Origin of the sequence: Sulfitobacter mediterraneus (genome assembly GCF_003054325.1) — a bacterium.
Taxonomy (GTDB): domain Bacteria; phylum Pseudomonadota; class Alphaproteobacteria; order Rhodobacterales; family Rhodobacteraceae; genus Sulfitobacter; species Sulfitobacter mediterraneus.
In genome coordinates this window covers 43,420-63,591 of the sequence record NZ_QBKU01000016.1, presented here as the reverse complement: position 1 = coordinate 63,591, position 20,172 = coordinate 43,420, and the positions used below count along the sequence as shown (strand labels likewise).

Genomic DNA, 20,172 nt, shown 5'->3' with positions numbered 1-20,172 from the left:
TAAACCAGTGTTTCGTCAGCACCCAGATCGCGGCAGAACTGCGCTTTTTCCTCGGAAGATACGGCGGCGATGACCCGTGCGCCTGCGGCTTTGCCCAGTTCAATCGCGGCGGCACCCACACCGCCTGCGGCACCGAGGATCAACAGGGATTCGCCCGGCTGGATCGCGGCGCGATCCTTGAGAGCGTGATGGGAGGTACCATAGGTCAGGATGAGGCAGGCGGCCTCCTCATAGGGCATGGCGTCGGGGATTTTGATGACCTGTTTGGCGTCGGCCAAAACATGGGTGGCAAAACCGCCAAAACCGGTGAGCGCCAGCACGCGGTCGCCCACGGCAACCTCTGTCACCCCCTCGCCAAGCGCCTCAACCTCGCCGGCGATTTCACCGCCCGGCGCAAAGGGACGGGGCGGTTTCATCTGGTACATATCGCGGATGATCAGCGTGTCGGGAAAGTTCAAACCGGCGGCATGAACGCGCACGCGCACCTGGCCTTTTTTCGGCTCTGGCGTGGGCAATTCCTCCAAAACCAGCGTTTCTGGTCCTCCGACCTCTTTGCTTAGCATTGCTTTCATTGGGGCGTCTCCTTTGCCGAAATTTCGGTCAGTAGGGGACGTAGCGTTCCGTCTTGTCAATCAAATTTCGAAATGCAATTCTGCTATGCGGAACTGACGCAGCGTGACTTGCGCTGTGCCAAGGGAGGAAATCAAAATGAGCGGCAATCAGACCGTAGAAGCCTTTCGCGCGGAGCTGCGCGGCTGGCTCGAAGATAACTGTCCCCAAGAGATGCGGGACGGGGGCATGTCCGAGGATGCGATTTGCTGGGGCGGGACGCAATGGACGTTTTCATCATCTGCGCAAAAAGACTGGTTGGAGCGGGCGGCGGCCAAGGGTTACACCGTGCCAACATGGCCTGTGGAATATGGCGGCGCAGGGCTGAACCGCGAAGAAGAAAAGGTGTTTCACGAGGAAATGGCGCGGATCAACGCGCGGTCTCCTTTGCAGAGCTTTGGCATCTGGATGCTGGGCCCGGCGCTGCTGCACTTTGGGACGCATGAGCAAAAGCTGCACTATTTGCCACCCATCGCCCGTGGCGAGATCCGCTGGTGTCAGGGTTATTCAGAGCCGGGCGCGGGGTCCGATCTGGCCTCTGTGCAGACCAAAGGCGCCGATCAGGGCGATCACTGGCTGGTCAACGGGCAGAAAATCTGGACCTCTTATGCGGACAAGGCCGACTGGATTTTTGCACTGATCCGTACGGACACAGATGCGCCCAAACATAAGGGCATTTCGTTTCTGTTGATTGATATGAACGATGCGGGTGTCGAGACGCGGCCGATCAAGATGATCTCGGGCATTTCGCCGTTTTGCGAGACGTTTTTCTCGGATGTGAAGGTGCCCAAGCACCAGATCGTTGGCGAGGAAAACCGCGGCTGGGATGTGGCGAAATATCTGCTGACCCACGAGCGTGAAATGATCTCTGGCGGCGGGGCTGGCCTGTCGGGCGGGGGCCGGGAGCTGGGTGCTATTCTGGCGGAAAGCGCGGGTGAGGACGGTTTGACCGATGCAACCCTGCGCGCGGATGCGATGCGCTGCGAGATTGATGCGCTGGCCATCGGGCTGACGCTGGAGCGGTACAAGGATCAATCCGAAGCGGGGCAGGGGGCCGGTGATGCCTCTGCGATGTTGAAATACATGGGGACCGAGCTGAACAAACAGCGGCATGAGCTGTTGATGAATGCAGGCGGCAGTGATGCGCTGGAATGGGACGGACCATTGGGCAACCGCGCCGGTGACTGGCTGCGGACCAAGGCCAATTCGATTGAGGGCGGCACCAGCGAGGTGATGCTGTCGATTGTGTCGCGGCGTGTATTGGGACTTCCGGGGTAGAGACATGGCAAAACTAGTGATGACCGAAGACGAGACCATGCTGGCGGACAGTGCCCGCGGTTTTCTGGATAGCGAAGCGCCGGTGAAGGCGCTGCGGGATCTGCGCGATGCGGGCAAGACCCACGATGCAGCGCTGTGGAACAAGATGGCCGATATGGGCTGGGCCGGGGTGCTGGTTCCGGAAAGCGCGGGCGGATCTGACATGGGGTCGGCGGCGGCAAATGTGCTGGCGCATGAGATGGGCAAGACCTTGGTGGTCAGCCCGTTTTTGTCCACGGCGGTGATTGCCGCGACCGCGCTGCGGCAGGTCAGTGATGCACGGACCGAGGCGGCCTTGGCCAAGATAGCGACCGGCGATGTGACCTATGCACTTGCGGTGGATGAGGGGACGAAATTCGACCCTAACGCGGTGCAAATGACGGCCAAATCGGATGGCAACGGTTTTCGCCTGTCCGGGAAAAAGCAATTTGTGGTTGATGGCGGATTGGCCGATCGGTTGTTGGTTCTGGCGCGGACGGACAACGGGCTGAGCCTGTTTGACATTCCTGCAGACCGCGCTGGTGTGACCCGCGATGCCAGCAATATGATTGACGACCGCGATGCGGCGCGGATCACTTTTGAGGATGTCGAGGCGACCGGTGATGATCTGCTGGGCACAGTGGATCAGGCGATGGATGTGCTGCGCCCCGCGCTTCAGGCGGGACAGGCGGCACTGGCGGCAGAAATGTCGGGGCTGACGGCGGGAGCCTTTGGCATGACCGTTGGCTATCTGAAAGAGCGCAAGCAGTTCGGCATGGAGATTGGCCGCTTTCAGGCGCTGCAACACCGCGCGGCGCATCTGTGGTGCGAGATCGAGGTGACGGCTTCGGCGATCCTGCATGCGGGGCGGATGCTGGACCATGATCCCGAAAACGCCGCGCTGGCGGTGTCACTGGCCAAGGCGCGGGCGACGGCCACGGCGCAGCTTGCGGTGCAAGAGGGCGTTCAGATGCATGGCGGGATCGGCATGACCGATGCCTTTGACATGGGGTTTTATATGAAACGGGCGCGGGTTGGCGCGGAGTGGCTGGGTGATTACAGCTATCACGCCGAACAGGTCGCAGCATTGAGAGGATTCTGAGGATGGATATCAACAGTCTGTTTGGTCTTGAGGGCAAAACCGCCCTTGTGACAGGTGGCGCGACCGGCATCGGGCGTATGGCCGCCGAGGGTTTGGTCCGTGCCGGGGCGACGGTTTTACTGGCCAGCCGCAAAGAGGGCGCTTGCGCGGCGGTGGCCGAGGAGCTGAACGCGCTGGGGGCGTCTGGCAAGGCAATCGGATTTGTCGGCGATGTCGGCAGCGAGGCGGGCATTGATGCGCTGGTGGCCGAAGTGTCATCGCGCACAGACAGCCTGCATATCCTGATGAACAATGCCGGGATCACCTGGGGCGCGCCCCTGGGCCAGTTTCCGCATCATGCCTGGGAAAAGGTGATGAACGTCAATGTGGCGGGCATGTTTGATCTGACGCAGAAGCTGTTGCCGATGCTGATTGGGTCTTCTTCGGCGGATGATCCGGCGCGGGTGGTCAATGTCGGCTCTGTCATGGGCGAACGGGAGATGGGCGACGGTGCCTATTCCTATTCCATGTCAAAGGCGGCGGTGCATCACATGACCCGTATCTTGGGCAAGGAGTTGGCCGGGCATCATGTGACAGTGAACGCGCTGGCACCGGGGCCGTTTGTCAGCCGCATGACCGCCTTTGCGACCCATGATGAGGATATGCGCAGCAAGGTGGGTGACGATGTGCCGTTGAAACGGGTGGGCCGCGATGAGGATATCGCAGGCTGCATGTTGTTCCTGTGCGGGCAAGGCGGCAGTTACATCACCGGTGCGATCATACCGGTCAGTGGCGGTATCAACGTGATGAGCGGGCCGAATATCTTTGAACAGGCGCTGCACTGATGGGCGAGATCAGGTTTGAAGGACGTGTTGCGATTGTTACGGGTGCGGGCACCGGTTTGGGCCGGTCGCATGCATTGGGTCTGGCGGAACGCGGGGCCAAGGTTGTGGTCAATGATCTGGGCGTGGCGCGGGACGGGTCCGGTGCATCATCCGAGGCAGCAGAGGCGGTGGTGGCCGAGATCCGCGCGATGGGCGGCAAGGCGATGGCCCATGGCACGGATGTATCGGACGAGGCAGGCGTCAAGGATATGGTCGCGCAGGCGATGGATGCCTGGGGCCGCATCGATATCGTGGTGAACAACGCAGGCATTCTGCGTGACAAGACGTTTGCCAAGATGGAGATGGCCGATTTCCGCAAGGTGGTGGATGTGCATCTGATCGGGTCGGCGAATGTGGCTCATGCCTGTTGGCCGATCATGCGCGAACAGAAATACGGGCGGATTGTGCTGACCTCCTCTGCCTCGGGGCTTTATGGCAACTTTGGGCAGTCCAACTATGGTGCGGCCAAGGCGGCGATGATGGGGCTGATGAATGTGCTGCATCTGGAAGGGGCGCGGGACAATATCCGGGTGAACACGCTGGCCCCCACGGCGGCGACGCGGATGACCGAAGATCTGCTGCCCGCCGAGGCGCAGGCCTTGCTGGCGCCCGAGACGATCACGCCGGGGCTGCTCTATCTGGTGAGCGAGGACGGACCAAGCCGGGTGATCCTTGGTGCGGGGGCTGGGAGTTTCTCACAGACGCAGGTCTACGAAAGCACGGGCATCACTTTGATGGATGAGGACAACACACCCGAGGCGGTGGCGGCGCAGTTTGACCAGATCACCGATCCGGCGGGGCATGTGGAAATGACCGATGCCTTTAGCCAGACCCGCAAATATGCGTTGAATGCGGCCAAGGCGCGTGGGCTGAAGCTGGAATGGTGATGGCTGGCGACCCCTGCGCATTGCGTCTGTAATGCGATTTGCCAACAAACGGGGCGGATTTTCCCGCCCTTTGACTGTGAACATGAACGATGCCGGAGGCCCTATGCCGCGTGACGATTCCCACTTACCCAAAGCCCTGCAAGGGCTGCGCATTCCCTTGATTGCCTCACCGTTGTTTATCATTTCGGTGCCCGAATTGGTGATCGCCCAGTGTAAGGCGGGCATTGTCGGATCGTTCCCGGCGTTGAACGCGCGGGAAGCGGAGGGCGAACATCCGCTGCTTGATACATGGCTGACCCAGATCCGCGAAGAACTGGACCGCCACAACCAAGCCAACCCGGACCGCCCTGCCGCGCCATATGCGGTGAACCAGATTGTGCATCGGTCCAACGGGCGGCTTGATCGGGATCTGGAGATTTGTGCCAAACATGACGTGCCGATCTGGATCACCTCGCTGGGTGCGCGGGTGGAGGTCAACGAGGCGGCGCATTCCTGCGGCGGGATCGTTTTGCATGACGTGATCAACAACACCTTTGCCCGCAAGGCGATTGAAAAAGGCGCAGATGGTTTGGTGGCTGTGGCGGCTGGCGCGGGCGGTCATGCGGGGGCGCAGTCGCCCTTTGCATTGATGCGGGAAATCCGCGAATGGTTTGACGGGCCGGTGGCCTTGTCTGGCGCGATTGCAACGGGTGAGTCGTTGTTGGCGGCGCGGGCGTTGGGGGCGGATCTGGGATACACCGGATCACCGTTCATCGCCACGGATGAGGCCAATGCCGATCAGGGCTACAAGGATATGATCGTGGGCTCTGGCGCAGAAGATATCGTTTATTCTTCGCTCTTTACTGGCGTTTGGGGCAATTACCTCAAAGGGTCGGTTGAGGCGGCGGGCATGGATCCGCAAAACCTTCCGACGGCGGATGCCTCTTCGATGAACTTTGGCCAAGACCGCGAAAAGCCAAAAGCGTGGAAAACCATCTGGGGCTCTGGTCAAGGGATTGGCGCGATCAAGTCGGTTGGGCCTGCGGGGGATATCGTTGACCGGATGGAAGCGGAATATCTGGCGGCGGGTCAAAAGCTGGCGGCGGAGTTCGCCTAGTGGCCGAGCTGCTGGTCATCCGCCACGGGCAGGCCTCTTTTGGGCAGGACAATTACGATGTGTTGTCGGATCTGGGGCATGCGCAATCGGCGGCGGTGGGCCAGATGCTGCGCGATGGTGGATGGGTGCCGGACCGGTTGGTCACCGGCACGCTAAAGCGGCAACGTGATACATTGACCTCGATGGGGTTTGACGGCGGCGCGGCAGAAGAACATGCCGGGCTGAACGAATATGACTTTGCTGATCTGCTGAACGCGCGGTTCAAGGGGCAGGTGCCGGACGTGGTGAAAGGCGATCGCAAAACCCATTTCCGCACCCTGCGCGAGACAGTTTTTGACTGGCAGGATGCGGCCTTTGACGGGGCCAGTGAGACCTATGCCGACTTTGCCGCACGGGTTGAGGCGGCGCGGGAATTTGCCACGGATACGCAGGCCAAGCGGGTCTTGGTGATCAGTTCCGGCGGGGTGATTGGCCAGATGACAGCCACGGCCCTTGGCGCGCCTGCGCGGCAGATGATGCAGTTGAACTTGCAGATCAAGAACACCGCAATGACGCGATTTATGTTTTCAGGGCCAATGTTTTCGTTGCATGAATTTAACGCAACACCGCATTTTGCCTCTGCGGCGGGCGCAAAACTGCTGAGCTATAGTTAGAAAAACGGGGATGAGCGTGGACACACAAACACTCGATCAAGCGGCGGTCAGCGCCTATCTGGAACAGCATCTGCCCGGATTTGCAGGGCTGAGCGAGGTGACAAAGTTTCAGGGGGGGCAATCCAACCCCACGTTCCTGTTGACCACACCCAAAGACAATTACGTGCTGCGCCGCAAACCGCCGGGGGTCTTGTTGAAATCGGCCCATGCGGTGGACCGGGAATACCGGGTGCAAAAGGCGCTGGCGGGCACGGATGTGCCAGTCGCCAAGATGTATCTGCTGTGTGAAGACGACGATGTGATCGGATCGGCGTTTTATATCATGGAGCAGGTCGCAGGCCGCAACATCACTGATCCCGCGATGCCGGATTTCAGCACCGCAGATCGCGGCGCCATCATCGACGAGATGAACCGCGTTCTGGCAGCGTTGCATCAGGTGGATATTGATGCGGTTGGGCTGTCCGATTATGGCCCTGAGGGCAATTACTTTGAGCGGCAGGTGGGCCGCTGGTCCAAGCAATATCGCGCCTCGGAAACCGAAAAAGTGCCGGCGATGGATCAATTGATGGATGCGCTGGTGGCGGAGCGGCCCGAAGATGACGGGCAGCGCACATTGGTGCATGGCGATTACCGGATCGACAACATGATGTTTGATGCAACGGGCACCCAATGCCGTGCGGTGCTGGATTGGGAATTGTCCACGATTGGTCACCCGTTTGCCGATCTGGCCGGGGTGATTATGCAATGGCAAATGCCCACAGGCACCGAAGGGCGCGGGATGGGCGGGCTGGACCGCGCCGCGCTCGGCTTGCCCAGCGATCAGGAGTTTATCGCGGCTTATTGCGCGCGTCGGGGTCTGAACGGGATTGATCATTTCGGGTATTATCTGGGGTTTTGTTTCTTCCGCATGGCGGGGATCATTCAGGGCGTTCTGAAACGCGCCATTGACGGCAATGCGTCCAACCCTGAAAGAGCGATCAAGCTGGGGCAATATGTGCCGGTGTTTGCGCAACACGGGCTGGATGCGCTGAAGCGGGGATAAAGCGATGCATGACATGGACGCAGATCAGGCAGAGGGTAAGGACAGGAATTTTGTCACCTCTCTGGCCCGTGGATTGGAGATTCTGCGGTGTTATCGCGACAATGAACCTTCGCTGACCAACAGCGATTTTTCGGACCGCACCGGCCTGCCCAAGGCGACGATCTCGCGGTTGACCTATACCCTGTGCGAGCTGGGGTATCTGGTGGCGGATGAACGGGTCGGCACCTACCGTTTGGGCGCGGGGGTGCTGCAACTTGGGTTTGGGGTGCTGGCGTCGATGGACATCAATGACCGCGCCAAACAGGAAATGCAGGCGCTGCGCCGCGGGCCTAATTCCTACATCACCGTGGCTTTGGGTGAACAGCACGGGCTTGATGTTGTGTATCTGGCCACGGCCAATTCCTCGGAAGGGGTTTCCCTGTCGATCCGGGTGGGGTCAAGGTTGCCGGTGTTTCATTCCGCGATTGGCCGGGCGATCCTTGTCGGGATGGAGGACGATCACCGCGAGGCGGTTTTTGAGATTGCCGGACGCCAGGATCCGGAGGTCGAGGCCGAGGGCCGGGAACACTATGCCGAGGCCAAAGCCGAGTTTGGTGACAAGGGATTTTGCACCGGTTACGGACGCTGGCGCAGTGACGTAAATGGCATCGCGGTGCCGGTGTTTTCACTGACCGGCGCGCGCACCTATGGGCTGAATGTCGGGGGGCCGTCCTTTCGGGTGAAAAAGCGCCAGTTGGAAAGCGTCTATGCGCCGCTTCTGATCAAGGCGGCCGAGGCAATCAGCGTCCGGCGGTGAGCCGCGCCGCCAAGAATCGAAACCAAAGTCACGGATCACAGTTTCGCTAAGCGGAACAAAACCAAAAATCTCTTCCGATTTCCGTAGCGTCACTTTGCGCAAACAAGGCGAGATAAAAGTGATCAAACCACGCATTATCGCGTGGTTTTTCCGGTTTTGATCTGACCGCTCGCCGCGAACAAACATCTGTTTCGCGCCGCAATACCCTTTGCAAAACAAAGAAAAAGTAAAATTTTTCAATAGGTTAGCTTTGCTCTTGTTCTGGGTCATGGCGGTTGTTTGGGATCATTGCGATGGGGTGTCAGGGGCTTGAAATCCCTGCCCAATCCGGGCTGGCGCGTCCTGCCAACAGCCTTGACTTTGAATGGGGGTATGCAAGTCTTTCCAAGCGGCTCAGGGCTCATGAAAAAATATTGCCAAAGTCGTCATAGGGAGGATGAAAATGAAAAATATTACCAAACTGGGTGCGGTTTCCGCGCTTTCGTTGATCGTCGGGGCCACAGCGGCCTTTGCTGACAACATCAAAATTGCATTTATTGACCCGCTGAGCGGCCCATTTGCCAGCACCGGCACCAACGGCCTGCACCAGTACCAATTTGCGGCTGACCACATGGTCAACGAAAAGGGCGGTGTTCTGGATGGCCAGAACTTTGAAATCGTGCCTTTCGACAACAAGATCAGCCCCAAGGAATCGCTGATCCAGCTTCAGGTCGCGATTGACCAAGGCATCCGTTACATCGCGCAGGGCAACAGCTCGGGCGTGGCGAACGCGCTGACCGAAGCGATTGCAAAGCATAACAAGCGTAACCCAGACAGCCGGGTTCTGTTCCTGAACTATGCGGCGGTTGATCCGGCGCTGACCAATGACAAGTGCAACTTCTGGCACTTCCGTTTCGACGCCAATGCCGACATCAAGATGGACGCGCTGACAGATGTGATGGCCGCTGATGACAGCATGAAGAAGGTCTATATCATCGGTCAGGACTATTCCTTTGGTAAGGCCGTTGCGGCCGCTGCCGTTGCGAACCTGTCCTCAAAGCGTCCTGACGTTGAAATCGTCGGCAACGAATTGCACCCGATCGGCAAGGTGAAGGACTTCACCCCTTATGCCCGTAAGATCGTTGCGTCCGGCGCGGATGCGATCATCACCGGCAACTGGGGCGCAGACATGTTGGGCCTTGGCAAATCGGTGATCGAGAACGGCTATGAAGGCCCGATCTTTACCTATTATGCGGCCGGTTCCGGTATGACTGCTGCCTTTGGTGAAAGCGCCAAAGACCGCATTCGCCTGATCTCTCAGGGCGGCATCAACCCGATTGCCACCGAAGAGGCCCGCGCGACCTATGATGCGTTTGAGGCCAAGTACCCCGAAGGCAACATCGACCAAAGCCGGATCTTCAACGTGATCGGCATGTTGGCGCAGGCCATCGAAGGGGCCGGCACAGCGGATGATGTTGTTGCCGTGGCCAAGCAGCTGGAAGGTATGGAGTACGATTCCATGTGGGGCGGCAAGATCTTCATGCGTCCACAGGATCACCAGGCGATCCAGGATATGCATGTGGGTGTCCACACAAACGAGAACATCGACTTTGACTATGACAACTCTGGTTACGGTGTATTCACCGAATCCACAGTGACAATGGCGTCGATGGACAGCCCGACCACTTGTAAGATGAAGCGCCCATAAGACCTGAGCGTTCTTCTCTTCTTTTCCGCACCGCTGACACACAGCGGTGCGGAACTCATTGCAAATAAATATCCTATCCCTCGGGGGACCTGATGGAACTCATCCTCGTCAATGTGATCGACGGGCTTGTGACCGGATTGCTGTTGTTCATGCTTTCCGCCGGCCTGACGCTTATTTTCTCTATGATGGGCGTGCTGAACTTTGCACATGCCAGCTTTTACATGCTGGGCGCCTATTTTGCCTATCAGATCAGCCTCGCCCTTGGGTTTTGGGTTGGCTTGTTGATTGCGCCCTTGATCGTGGGTGTGATGGGGGCAGGTGTCGAAAGATACGGCCTCAGGCGGGTCCACCAATACGGCCACGTGCCCGAGCTGATTTTCACCTTTGGTCTGGCGCTGCTGATCGAAGAGCTGGTGCAGTTTGTCTGGGGCAAGAACCAGATGGCCTATGACATCCCCGATATTTTGAATTTCACTGCCTTTTCCATCGCGGGCAATTCGATCCCTGCCTACAAGATCTTTATGATCTTCATTTCGGTCGGGATCTTCATGGGGCTGCTCTATGTCCTGACCAAAACACGGGTTGGCATGATCATTCAGGCCGCGCTCAGCTATCCGCGCACGGTTGAGGCGCTGGGGCACAATGTGCCGTTGATCTTTATGGGTGTGTTTGGTGTGGGCACAGCATTGGCCGGGGTGGCCGGTGTGATTGCCGGGCCGGTTCTGGGCACGTTTCCGGGCATGGCCTTTGTGCTTGGCTCGATCGTGTTTGTGACCATTGTGATTGGCGGTCTCGGATCGCTTTGGGGGGCGCTTGTGGCCTCTCTGCTGATCGGCTGGATCACGACCTTTGCCAAATCCTACAACATCGCGATGTCTGATATCCTGAACGGGATCGGCATCGCCACACCTGAGAACCTGAGCGACAATATGTTCCGCGACCTATGGACCGTCACCAGCCCACAGATTGCAGATATCCTGCCCTATATCCTGATGGTGCTGATCCTGATCTTCCGCCCAGCGGGCCTCTTCGGAAAGCGTGAATCATGAACGATCAGCTGAAGACAGATCCGAGCAAACCAGCCCAGCGGATGCGGGCCGGTTCGATGACATTGACCCTTGGCCCATGGATTGTGGCGGCCATTGCATTGTTGGTGATGCCCTACATCTTTACCTCCAATTCGGCGCTGACGATCATGAACCAGATGTGGATCACGGTGGTTTTTGCGCTGGCCTATAACATGCTGCTGGGGCAGGGGGGCATGTTGTCCTTTGGCCATGCGGTTTACATGGGTCTTGGCGGGTTTTTCTGTATGCACCTGATGAACTACATCGAGGACTTTGGCCTTGCCTTCCCACTGCCGCTGCTGCCGCTGTTTGGTGGTCTGTTCGGCATGGGGTTCGCGATGATCATTGGCTCTTTCTCGACCTCTGGCGCGGGCACGCGGTTCGCGATGATCTCGCTTGGGGTGGGCGAATTGATTGCGGCCTGTTCCGTGATCATCGTGGCCTTCTTTGGCGGAGAAGAAGGGATCTCGGGCGACCGGACCTATGGTTTGCCGTTCTTCGGGGTCGAGTTCCTCAAGCAGATTGAAGTGTATTATCTGATTTCTTTCTGGCTGATGCTGTCGGCGGTGCTGATGTATCTGTTCTCGCGCACGCCGGTGGGCCGGATGGCCAATGCGGTGCGCGACAATCCTGAACGGGCGCAGTTCCTTGGCTATTCCGCACGTTGGGTCCGGTTCTACAGCTTCTGCGCGTCGGGCTTTTTCTGCGGGATTGCAGGCGGGCTCTTTGCGATCAGCTATGAGATCCTGACCGAAGAAAACCTCAACGCAACCTCATCGGGTGTGATCCTGCTGGTGACCTTCCTTGGCGGTGTCGGGTTCTTCTTTGGGCCGATCATCGGGGCGATTGCGTTTACCCTGCTGCAAACCGTGCTCAGCCTTCAGACCGAACTTTGGGCGATCTACGTTGGCGGGTTGTTCCTGGCGACTGTGATGTTCTTCCCCGGCGGTTTGGCAGGTCTGATGATGATGCATGTGCCGGCCCTGAGGTTGGGCAAGGCTGGCGGATTGGTCATGCCCTATATCAAGACATTGATCCCCGGCGCGATTGGGGTTCTGGGGGTTTGTGCCCTGATCGAGATGACCTTTCACTTCCGGCATGCGGCCAAAGGCGATCATGAGATGACCCTGTTCTGGACCACCTTTGACAGTCACACGGTGATGCCATGGCTGATCGCGGGCATTGTCGCGGCTGTTGGTCTTGGGGTGGCGCGGGCCACCGCACCGGCAATGAAAGAAGCATGGGACGAGGCCAACACGGCGGGAGGTGCGTCATGAGCACAGCAGCACTTGAACTGACCGGGCTGAAGAAAAGCTTTGGCAAGGCTGAAATCATCCGCGGCATTGATCTGTCGATTGGCAAGGCCGAGCGGCACGCGATCATCGGGCCAAACGGCGCGGGCAAATCGACGCTGTTCAACCTGATCACGGCGCGGTTTCCGCCCTCCGCTGGCACGGTGAAATTGCACGGCGAGGATTTGGCGGGGCTGGAGCCCTATCAGATCAATCGCAAAGGCCTGTCGCGGTCTTTCCAGATCACCAATATCTTTCCCAAGATGACGGTGTTTGAGAACGTGCGCTGCGCTTTGCTGTGGTCGCAGGGGTACAAATATTCGTTCTGGAACCTTGTGAACCGCAGCCGCGCCTTGACCGAGGGCGCCGAAGCGATCCTTGAACAGATCAATTTGCTGGAACGGCGCGATTTGCCTGCGGGCACCTTGTCTTATGCCGAACAGCGGGCGCTGGAGATCGGGATCACCATCGCGGGCGGCGCGGATGTGATCATGCTGGATGAACCCACCGCCGGGATGAGCCATTCGGAGACAGACTATATCACCGACCTGATTATGAAGGTCACTGAGGGCAAAACCCTGATCATGGTGGAACATGACATGGGCGTGGTCTTTGGCCTTGCTGACCGGATCAGCGTGCTGGTTTACGGCGAAATCATTGCGACGGGCAAACCCGAAGACGTTCGCGCAGACCCCAAGGTACAAGAGGCCTATCTGGGTGCCGCATTGGAGGCAGAACACTGATGATCGAAATCACAGATATGCATGCCTATTATGGCAAGTCGCACATCCTTCAGGGTGTGAACATGAATGTGCAGGAAGGCGAGATTGTCGCGCTTCTGGGGCGCAATGGCGTGGGCCGGTCCACCACCTGCAAGGCGATAATGGGCGAGGTCGAGCCGAAAGGTTCGGTCAAGTTCAGAGGTCAGGAAATCGCAGGCAAGAAAGCCTTTGAAATAGCCAATATGGGCATCGGATATGTGCCCGAGAACCGGGATATTTTCCCCGGTTTGACGACCCGCCAGAACCTGATCCTTGGCCTCAAGCCGGGGCAGAAGGATGGCGAGGGGCGCTGGTCGATGCAGAACATGTTCGACATGTTCTCGAACCTGAATGAACGCGCGGATGTTGAGGCATCGGTGTTGTCTGGCGGTGAACAGCAGATGTTGACCATGTGCCGGACCTTGATGGGGGATCCTGAGTTTGTGATGATCGACGAGCCGACAGAGGGTCTGTCGCCGCAGATGACGATGAAGGTGGCCGAGGTGCTGCAAGAGATCGCAAATCGCGGAATTTCGACCCTTCTGGTGGAACAGAAACTGGCCATTGCCATGGATATTGCGCACCGCGTTTATGTCATGGGCCATGGTCAGGTGGTGTTTGAGGGCACACCGGCAGAGTTGCGCGAACGTGACGATGTGCGCAAAGAATGGTTGGAAGTTTAACACCATCCCGGAGCGAATCCAAAGATGAGCAGATTTGACGCAGGCAGGTTGACCCGGATCGGGACGTGGATGCAGTCATATCTGGACAAGGACCGTTTTGCCGGCTGTTCGGTTTTGATCGCCAAGGGCGGCGCGGAACAGTATTTCCACAGCTGCGGAATGCGCGACATGGCGGCGGGCCTGCCGTTTGAGCGGGATACCGTGGCGCGGATTTATTCAATGACCAAACCGATCACCTCGGTGGCCTTGATGATGCTGGCGGAGCGGGGGCTATTTCACCTTGATGCGCCGGTGTCGGATTTCATTCCATCCTTTGCCGAGGCACGGTGCCTGATCCCGGATGCGGCGGATATTTCGCAGACCGAACCCTGCGCCCCGCCAACGCTGCACCAATTGGCGACCCATACATCGGGTCTCAGCTATCCGTTTAATCCCGGCCTGTTGGCACGGGCGATGGACGGCGAGGATCTGTTGTTCAAGCCTGATCAGGGACCGCTGGCTGCGATGACAGACCGCGTTGCCGCGCTGCCGCTTGCGTTTCGACCGGGCAGCCGCTGGGAATATTCGGTGGGCATTGATGTACTGGGCCGGGTGATTGAGGTGGTGACGGGCAAGACGCTTGGGCAATTTCTGACCGAGGAAATTTTTGAACCTTTGGGCATGCACGAGACCCGATTTTCGGTGCCGCCCCAAGCGGTTGATCGGTTTTCCGCGCTTTATACGCCGCTGGCCGGCGACAGTTTTTCGGTCAGCGCGGTTAAGACGGGTGGTGATCCGTTGCGCCAAGTGGATCACGCGAGCAAATCACCGTTCCTCAACGCCTCCATGCATTCGGGCGGTGGCGGTCTGGTTGGCACGATTGACGATTATCTGAAGTTTGCCGAGATGTTGCGCACCGGCGGGCAGGGGCTTTTGTCGCCCAAAACGCTGGCCTTTATGATGCGCAACCATCTGCCGGGGGATATTGCATCCATGGGTCCGCAAAGCTTTGCCGAGCAGCCGATGGAGGGCATGGGCTTTGGCATTGGCGGCGCGGTGGTGCTGGAACCGGGCCGTGCCCGCAGCCCCGGATCGGTGGGCGATTTCAGTTGGGGCGGCATGGCCTCGACCTTTTTCTGGATAGATCCGGTGGAGGAATTGAGCGTGGTGTTCTTTACCCAGTTGTCACCCAGCAGTTCTTATCCCGCCCGTCCCCAGCTCAAGGCGTTGGTACATGGAGCATTGATGTGACCGCCAAAATCCTCTGGACCCCAAGCCCGGACCGCGCCGCGGCCTCGACCATGGCGCAGTTTGAACGCTGGGTGCAGGACAATCGCGACCTGACGTTTGACGATTACAACGCCATGTGGCGGTGGAGCATTGACGATCTTGACGGGTTCTGGTCCGCGATTTGGGAGTTTTTTGACGTTCGCGCCAGCCAGCAGCCGGAGACATTTATCGCCAAACGGCAAATGCCGGGCGCAGAATGGTGCCCCGGTGCGCGGCTGAACTATGCCGATCAGATCGTCAAACACGCCGAAAACCGCCCCGATGAAATTGCGCTGGTGGTGCAGTCGGAAACCTTTGGGCGCAGTGAGACAACCTGGGGCGCATTGCGCGATCAGGTTGCCTCTGTCGCGGATCATCTGCGCGGGATGGGCGTGGAGAAGGGCGACCGTGTTGTCGCGATCCTGCCCAATACAGAGGTGGCGCTGATTGCCTTTCTTGCCACGGCAAGCCTTGGCGCGGTTTGGTCGCTTTGTGCGCCGGATATGGGCCATGTTGCGATCCTTGACCGGTTTACCCAGATCGAACCCAAGGTTTTGATTGCGCAGGATGGCTATGTGCATGCGGGCAAGATGACGGACCGCCGCGATGTGCTGGCGCAGATTGGTGCGGCACTGCCTTCGGTGGATCATTTTGTGACTGTTGCCGTGGCGGGGGATTTGCCGGGTGGCCATGTGGCGTGGGATGATTTGATCCACGGTACGGGCGCATATGCCAGCACCCATGTGGCTTTTGATCACCCGCTTTGGATTGTCTATTCCTCTGGCACCACCGGCAACCCCAAGCCGATTGTGCATGGCCATGGCGGCGTGATCCTGGAGGCGGCAAAGCAGTCTCTGCACAAGGATATTTCGCCCAAGGACCGCTATTGCTGGCTGACGTCTTCGGGCTGGATCATGTGGAATTCGCAGTGGATGGCGCTGGGGCAGGGGGCGCGTGTGGCGCTGTTTGACGGAGCACCGAACCATCCCGATATGGGGGTGATCTGGCGCTTTGTCGCCGATGAGGGCCTGACGTTTTTCGGGGCGGGGGCGGCCTATTTCAGCACATGTATGAAGGCCGGGTTGATCCCGCGTGAGGCGGTTGATCTGGTCGCGCTGCGCTCGCTTGGCTCAACCGGATCGCCACTGTCGAGCGATACTTATGACTGGATCTACAGCGATGTGAAATCCGACGTCTGGCTTGCGCCGCTGTCGGGCGGCACCGATCTGGCGGGGGCTTTTGTGGTGGGGCATCCGGGCATGCCGGTCAGGGCAGGTGAAATGCAATGCCGCGCCCTTGGCAATGCGGTACGGGCATATGACCCCCTTGGCAATGAACTGGTCGGCGAGGTGGGCGAACTGGTTTGCACCGAACCTTTGCCCTCTATGCCGCTGTTTTTCTGGGGCGATGAGGACGGCAGCCGCCTGTTCGAAAGCTATTATGACACCTATCCCGGCATTTGGCGGCACGGGGACTGGATCTCAATCGATGGAGGCGGGGCCAGTGTGATCTATGGCCGATCGGACGCCACGATCAACCGCAAGGGCCTGCGCCTTGGCAGCGCCGAGATTTATCAGGCGGTTGAGGGGCTGGACGAGGTGCTGGATTCACTGGTGGTCGATCTGGAGTTTCTGGGCAAGGACAGCTTTATGCCGCTCTTTGTGGTGCCGGCGCAGGGCGGTGCGGTGGATGATGCGCTCAAAGACAAGATCAACGCGGCGATCCGGGCGCAGGTCTCGGCGCGGTTTGTGCCCAACGAGATTGTCGAGGTCAAAGAGGTGCCGCGCACCCTGTCAGGTAAAAAGCTTGAGGTTCCGGTCAAAAAGCTGTTGCTTGGCGGTGATCCGGACATGGTTGTCAATCGCGATTCCATGGCCAATCCGGACTGCTTTGATTTCTTTATCGCCTATGCCAACGCACGGGCCAACGCCTGAGGCCAGCCCATGACATCCGTTGCCGATAAACTGCTTGAGCTTTTGGACATCGAACAGCTTGAGGTCGATATGTTTCGCGGCCTTGGATCGGGCGGCGAGACGACGACGCGGATCTTTGGCGGGCAGGTGATCGCGCAGGCCCTCATGGCGGCCTATCGCACGGTGGAGGACCGGCTGTGCCATTCCCTGCATGCCTATTTCATCCGCCCCGGCGATCCGAGCATTCCGGTGATCTATCAGGTGGACCGCGCCCGCGATGGCGGCAGTTTCACGACCCGGCGTGTTGTGGCGATCCAGCATGGCAAACAGATTTTTAACCTCTCGGCCTCGTTTCATGTGCAAGAGGACGGGTGGGATTATCAGCACCCGATGCGCGAGGTTGGTAAGCCCGAGGATTGGCCGTCACGGGCCGAGGCCCGCGAGGCCTATGTGGATCGTATTCCGGAAAAGTACCGCGAAGAGTTCCTGCGCGAGCGTCCGATTGAACTGCGCGAGGTGGCGCCGCGCGATATGTTCGACCCGGAGGTAGAGAGCGACGTGAACCAGCTTTGGTTCCGGATGGAGGCGGCCAAGGGGCAGTCACCGCAGATGCAACATTGCCTGCTGGCTTATGCTTCTGACATGAACCTTTTGGGATCGTCCCTGCGCCCGCATGGCCTGACCTGGTTCAAAGGCAATGTGATGACCGCAAGCCTGGATCACGCCATGTGGTTTCATGCGCCGATCGAATTTTCCGACTGGCATCTTTATGATCTCGATGCCCCATGGACAGGCGGCGCACGAGGGTTTAACCGTGGCGCAATCTATAGCCAGAATGGCCAATTGGTGGCCAGCGTGGCCCAAGAAGGCCTGATGCGACCCGTAAAACGCAAATAATTGGCGAAGTTATCCCCAAGGTGCCAAGCCTTTGGGATCAGGGATCAAAACCCACTTCCCCACAGGAAATACACAAGTTATTCCAATAGGTTATCCCCAAGAAATTGCGCGATTGCGTGATTTTTTGTTTGCGCGACTCAGGGGTTGGGTGCCAGTCTTTAGTTAACGCGAAGGGTCGCAAGACCCCAAGCGGGACGCGAAGGTCTTTCGAGGTTGGAGCGGGCAAGGAGAGGGTCAAACCAAACCGAACCCCGTGTTGATAGCAACGGAACGCTGGGCGAAACGAAACGGTCTTTTGAGCGGTTCGGGAAGTCGGTGAAAAAGCCATCGCGTGTCTGGTAGCGGTCTTTGACAGCTGCCGGTTGGGGGGACGGTCCGCAAGGATTGATCCCGCTTGCAACGGCTCGTAGAGCCCGAGCATTTGAATAGGGGGACCTTCGGGAAGCTCTGTTTAGGAAGGCGTCAGGATGGCAGTTTCGGCTGCTTGGTGCGGACCTCGGTCCAAGCTCCTGACGCCTTTTTCTATGTCTGGCCTCAAGGGTGCAGGGCTTTGAGATCTTCAGGCGACAAACGATCAATCCCCTTGGCATAGTTCAGCGCGTTCAGATGATAGAACCTGGCGTTCATTAGGTTTGCGGCACTGTTGTCGCGGGTTTTGATCAGCTTTGCCGGGCTGCCTGCGATGATTGAATTGTCGGGAAATTCCGACCCTTCGGTGACGATGGAATGACCCGCAACAATGGAATTGCTGCCGATCTTGGCCCCGTCCATGATCGTCGCGCCAATGCCGATCAACACCCGGTCGCCAATCTCGCAGCCATGCAAAACCGCGCGGTGGGTGATCGAACAATCCTCCCCCACGATTGTGCCCGTCGCCGTGCCGACATGGATCATCACGTGGTCCTGAATGTTGGTGCGGGGGCCGATGATGATCTCGTGCATTTCGGCGCGGGTCACCACATAGGGCCAGACAGATGCGCCCGGCCCGATGGTGACCTTGCCGTATAGCTGTGCAGTGCCATGCACAAAGGCCGGATCGTTGAGGATCACATGCGGGCCGATATGGGGCTGGAGATCAGCCAAAGACGAAAAAGCACAGCTTGTTGCCATCGGGGTCACGCACGTAAGCGCCATAGAACCGGTCGGGGATGCGCTGGCCGGGCGGTCCGTCGCAGGTCGCGCCGAGATCCAGCGCCTTTTGGTGCAGTTGATCGACCTGTTCTTTGCTGTCTGCCGTCAGGGCCACCATGGTGCCATTGCCGGGGACAGGATCGTTTTTGTCGTAGGGTTCGCAGATCGCCAGCATCGGCTGGCCGCGTCCGGCGCTGACAAAGGCGAGGCGCCCTTGATCCATCACAACTTTCGCGCCTTTGTCCGCAAGCAGATCACCATAGAATGCTTTGGCGCGGGTCATGTCGTTCACGCCGAGGGTTACATAGCCGATCATCGGCGTTTCCTTTCTTTTGTGGTTGGCCTGTTTGGCCCGACCAACTCTTTTGCCTTTTACATGTCCATGCCGCCAAATTTGCGGTTCAACTTGCGCATGCCGCCGATCCAGCGGTCGTAATCATCGGTCTTGTTCTTCATGTACTCGCGCACTTCTGGATGCGGCAGGATCAGGAATGTCTCGTCCTGGATCGCCTGCAAACAGATTTGCGCCACGGGTTCGGGTTCCATCATGCCGTTGATCGCCGCGACGTGATCTTCGTGGCCGCGGGTCATTTCGGTGCGCACCGCTTGGGGGCACAGCACGGACACCTTGATACCCTCGTCGCCATGGGTCATCGCAATCCATTCGGCAAGGCCAACAGCGGCGTGTTTGGTCACACCATAAGAGGCCGATCCGATCTGGTTGAGCAGACCCGCCGCCGATGCGGTGTTCAGCAGATAACCCCCGCCGCGCGCCGCCATCAACGGCACCAGATGCCGCGCGGCCCAGACATGAGACATCACGTTGACGTCCCAAACCCGCTGCCATGCGTCATTGGGGGTGTCCATGCCGCCGCCCACTGCAATGCCAGCATTTGACCAGAACAGATCAATAGGTCCGATGTCCCGTTCAACACTGTCGATCATGTCTTTGATCTGATCCTCGCGGGCGACATCGACGGTATAGGCCGCGCCGCCCACCATTTCTGCGGTTTCTGCCGCACCGCCGCCGTTGCGGTCCACACAGACCACCTCGGCTGCGCCGGCGTCTTTGAACGCCACACAGAGCGCCCGGCCAATGCCGCTGGCCGCGCCGGTGACGACACAGATTTTATCTTTTACATCCATGAT

Annotated in this window: 20 protein-coding genes; 16 read left to right on the top strand and 4 right to left on the bottom strand. The window is 58.7% G+C overall.

Annotated features, from left to right (window positions below; genetic code table 11):
* The coding region (locus C8N31_RS19100; protein WP_146173154.1) for an alcohol dehydrogenase catalytic domain-containing protein at positions 1-572 on the bottom strand (572 nt) is incomplete at its 3' end.
* Between the two features lie 136 nt (positions 573-708).
* On the opposite strand from C8N31_RS19100, the gene C8N31_RS19095 reads away from it, so the two are divergent.
* From C8N31_RS19095 to C8N31_RS19020, 16 genes are all read left to right on the top strand, one after another.
* Positions 709-1,887 carry an acyl-CoA dehydrogenase family protein gene (locus tag C8N31_RS19095; protein ID WP_025046870.1) on the top strand — a complete coding sequence of 393 codons (1,179 nt, stop codon included), beginning with the start codon at positions 709-711 and terminating at the stop codon, positions 1,885-1,887.
* Between the two features lie 4 nt (positions 1,888-1,891).
* Positions 1,892-3,007, top strand: a complete 1,116-nt coding sequence (locus C8N31_RS19090; RefSeq protein WP_025046871.1) for an acyl-CoA dehydrogenase family protein — start codon at positions 1,892-1,894, stop codon at positions 3,005-3,007.
* Positions 3,008-3,009: 2 nt separating this feature from the next.
* Complete coding sequence (locus C8N31_RS19085; RefSeq protein WP_025046872.1) at positions 3,010-3,831, top strand: SDR family oxidoreductase; 822 nt, start codon at positions 3,010-3,012, stop codon at positions 3,829-3,831.
* Complete coding sequence (locus C8N31_RS19080) at positions 3,831-4,757, top strand: SDR family NAD(P)-dependent oxidoreductase (RefSeq protein ID WP_025046873.1); 927 nt, start codon at positions 3,831-3,833, stop codon at positions 4,755-4,757. The genes C8N31_RS19085 and C8N31_RS19080 overlap by 1 nt, the downstream gene beginning before the upstream one ends.
* Positions 4,758-4,839: 82 nt before the next feature.
* Entirely contained in the window at positions 4,840-5,853 is a 1,014-nt protein-coding gene (locus C8N31_RS19075) for an NAD(P)H-dependent flavin oxidoreductase (protein ID WP_420834942.1), read from the top strand.
* The gene (locus C8N31_RS19070) at positions 5,853-6,506 is read left to right on the top strand and encodes a histidine phosphatase family protein (RefSeq protein WP_025046875.1); all 654 of its coding nucleotides are present in this window, start codon (positions 5,853-5,855) and stop codon (positions 6,504-6,506) included. The genes C8N31_RS19075 and C8N31_RS19070 overlap by 1 nt, the downstream gene beginning before the upstream one ends.
* Positions 6,507-6,516: 10 nt before the next feature.
* The gene (locus tag C8N31_RS19065) at positions 6,517-7,548 is read left to right on the top strand and encodes a phosphotransferase family protein (protein WP_025046876.1); all 1,032 of its coding nucleotides are present in this window, start codon (positions 6,517-6,519) and stop codon (positions 7,546-7,548) included.
* Between the two features lie 13 nt (positions 7,549-7,561).
* Complete coding sequence (locus C8N31_RS19060) at positions 7,562-8,344, top strand: IclR family transcriptional regulator (RefSeq protein WP_037917690.1); 783 nt, start codon at positions 7,562-7,564, stop codon at positions 8,342-8,344.
* A gap of 442 nt (positions 8,345-8,786) precedes the next feature.
* Positions 8,787-10,031, top strand: coding sequence for a branched-chain amino acid ABC transporter substrate-binding protein (locus C8N31_RS19055; protein ID WP_025046878.1), 1,245 nt, complete (start codon positions 8,787-8,789; stop codon positions 10,029-10,031).
* Between the two features lie 92 nt (positions 10,032-10,123).
* Entirely contained in the window at positions 10,124-11,080 is a 957-nt protein-coding gene (locus C8N31_RS19050) for a branched-chain amino acid ABC transporter permease (protein ID WP_037917662.1), read from the top strand.
* Positions 11,077-12,375, top strand: coding sequence for a branched-chain amino acid ABC transporter permease (locus C8N31_RS19045; RefSeq protein ID WP_025046880.1), 1,299 nt, complete (start codon positions 11,077-11,079; stop codon positions 12,373-12,375). The genes C8N31_RS19050 and C8N31_RS19045 overlap by 4 nt, the downstream gene beginning before the upstream one ends.
* Positions 12,372-13,133 carry an ABC transporter ATP-binding protein gene (locus C8N31_RS19040; protein WP_025046881.1) on the top strand — a complete coding sequence of 254 codons (762 nt, stop codon included), beginning with the start codon at positions 12,372-12,374 and terminating at the stop codon, positions 13,131-13,133. Before C8N31_RS19045 ends, C8N31_RS19040 begins: the two co-directional genes overlap by 4 nt.
* The gene (locus tag C8N31_RS19035; RefSeq protein WP_081785631.1) at positions 13,130-13,834 is read left to right on the top strand and encodes an ABC transporter ATP-binding protein; all 705 of its coding nucleotides are present in this window, start codon (positions 13,130-13,132) and stop codon (positions 13,832-13,834) included. The genes C8N31_RS19040 and C8N31_RS19035 overlap by 4 nt, the downstream gene beginning before the upstream one ends.
* Before the next feature lie 24 nt (positions 13,835-13,858).
* Positions 13,859-15,064 carry a serine hydrolase domain-containing protein gene (locus C8N31_RS19030; protein WP_037917663.1) on the top strand — a complete coding sequence of 402 codons (1,206 nt, stop codon included), beginning with the start codon at positions 13,859-13,861 and terminating at the stop codon, positions 15,062-15,064.
* Complete coding sequence (locus C8N31_RS19025; protein WP_025046884.1) at positions 15,061-17,016, top strand: acetoacetate--CoA ligase; 1,956 nt, start codon at positions 15,061-15,063, stop codon at positions 17,014-17,016. The genes C8N31_RS19030 and C8N31_RS19025 overlap by 4 nt, the downstream gene beginning before the upstream one ends.
* A gap of 9 nt (positions 17,017-17,025) precedes the next feature.
* The gene (locus tag C8N31_RS19020) at positions 17,026-17,892 is read left to right on the top strand and encodes an acyl-CoA thioesterase (protein WP_025046885.1); all 867 of its coding nucleotides are present in this window, start codon (positions 17,026-17,028) and stop codon (positions 17,890-17,892) included.
* Between the two features lie 534 nt (positions 17,893-18,426).
* Here the strand turns inward: C8N31_RS19020 and C8N31_RS19015 are convergent.
* Genes C8N31_RS19015 through C8N31_RS19005 form a run of 3 tightly spaced genes read right to left on the bottom strand, consistent with a single transcriptional unit; the run spans position 18,427 to position 20,169 of the window.
* Complete coding sequence (locus C8N31_RS19015; protein ID WP_025046886.1) at positions 18,427-18,975, bottom strand: gamma carbonic anhydrase family protein; 549 nt, start codon at positions 18,973-18,975, stop codon at positions 18,427-18,429.
* On the bottom strand, positions 18,968-19,339 hold the full coding sequence (locus tag C8N31_RS19010) for a VOC family protein (RefSeq protein ID WP_025046887.1): 372 nt from the start codon (positions 19,337-19,339) through the stop codon (positions 18,968-18,970). The genes C8N31_RS19015 and C8N31_RS19010 overlap by 8 nt, the downstream gene beginning before the upstream one ends.
* Positions 19,340-19,395: 56 nt before the next feature.
* Positions 19,396-20,169 carry an SDR family oxidoreductase gene (locus tag C8N31_RS19005; protein ID WP_025046888.1) on the bottom strand — a complete coding sequence of 258 codons (774 nt, stop codon included), beginning with the start codon at positions 20,167-20,169 and terminating at the stop codon, positions 19,396-19,398.
* Positions 20,170-20,172: the final 3 nt, after the last annotated feature.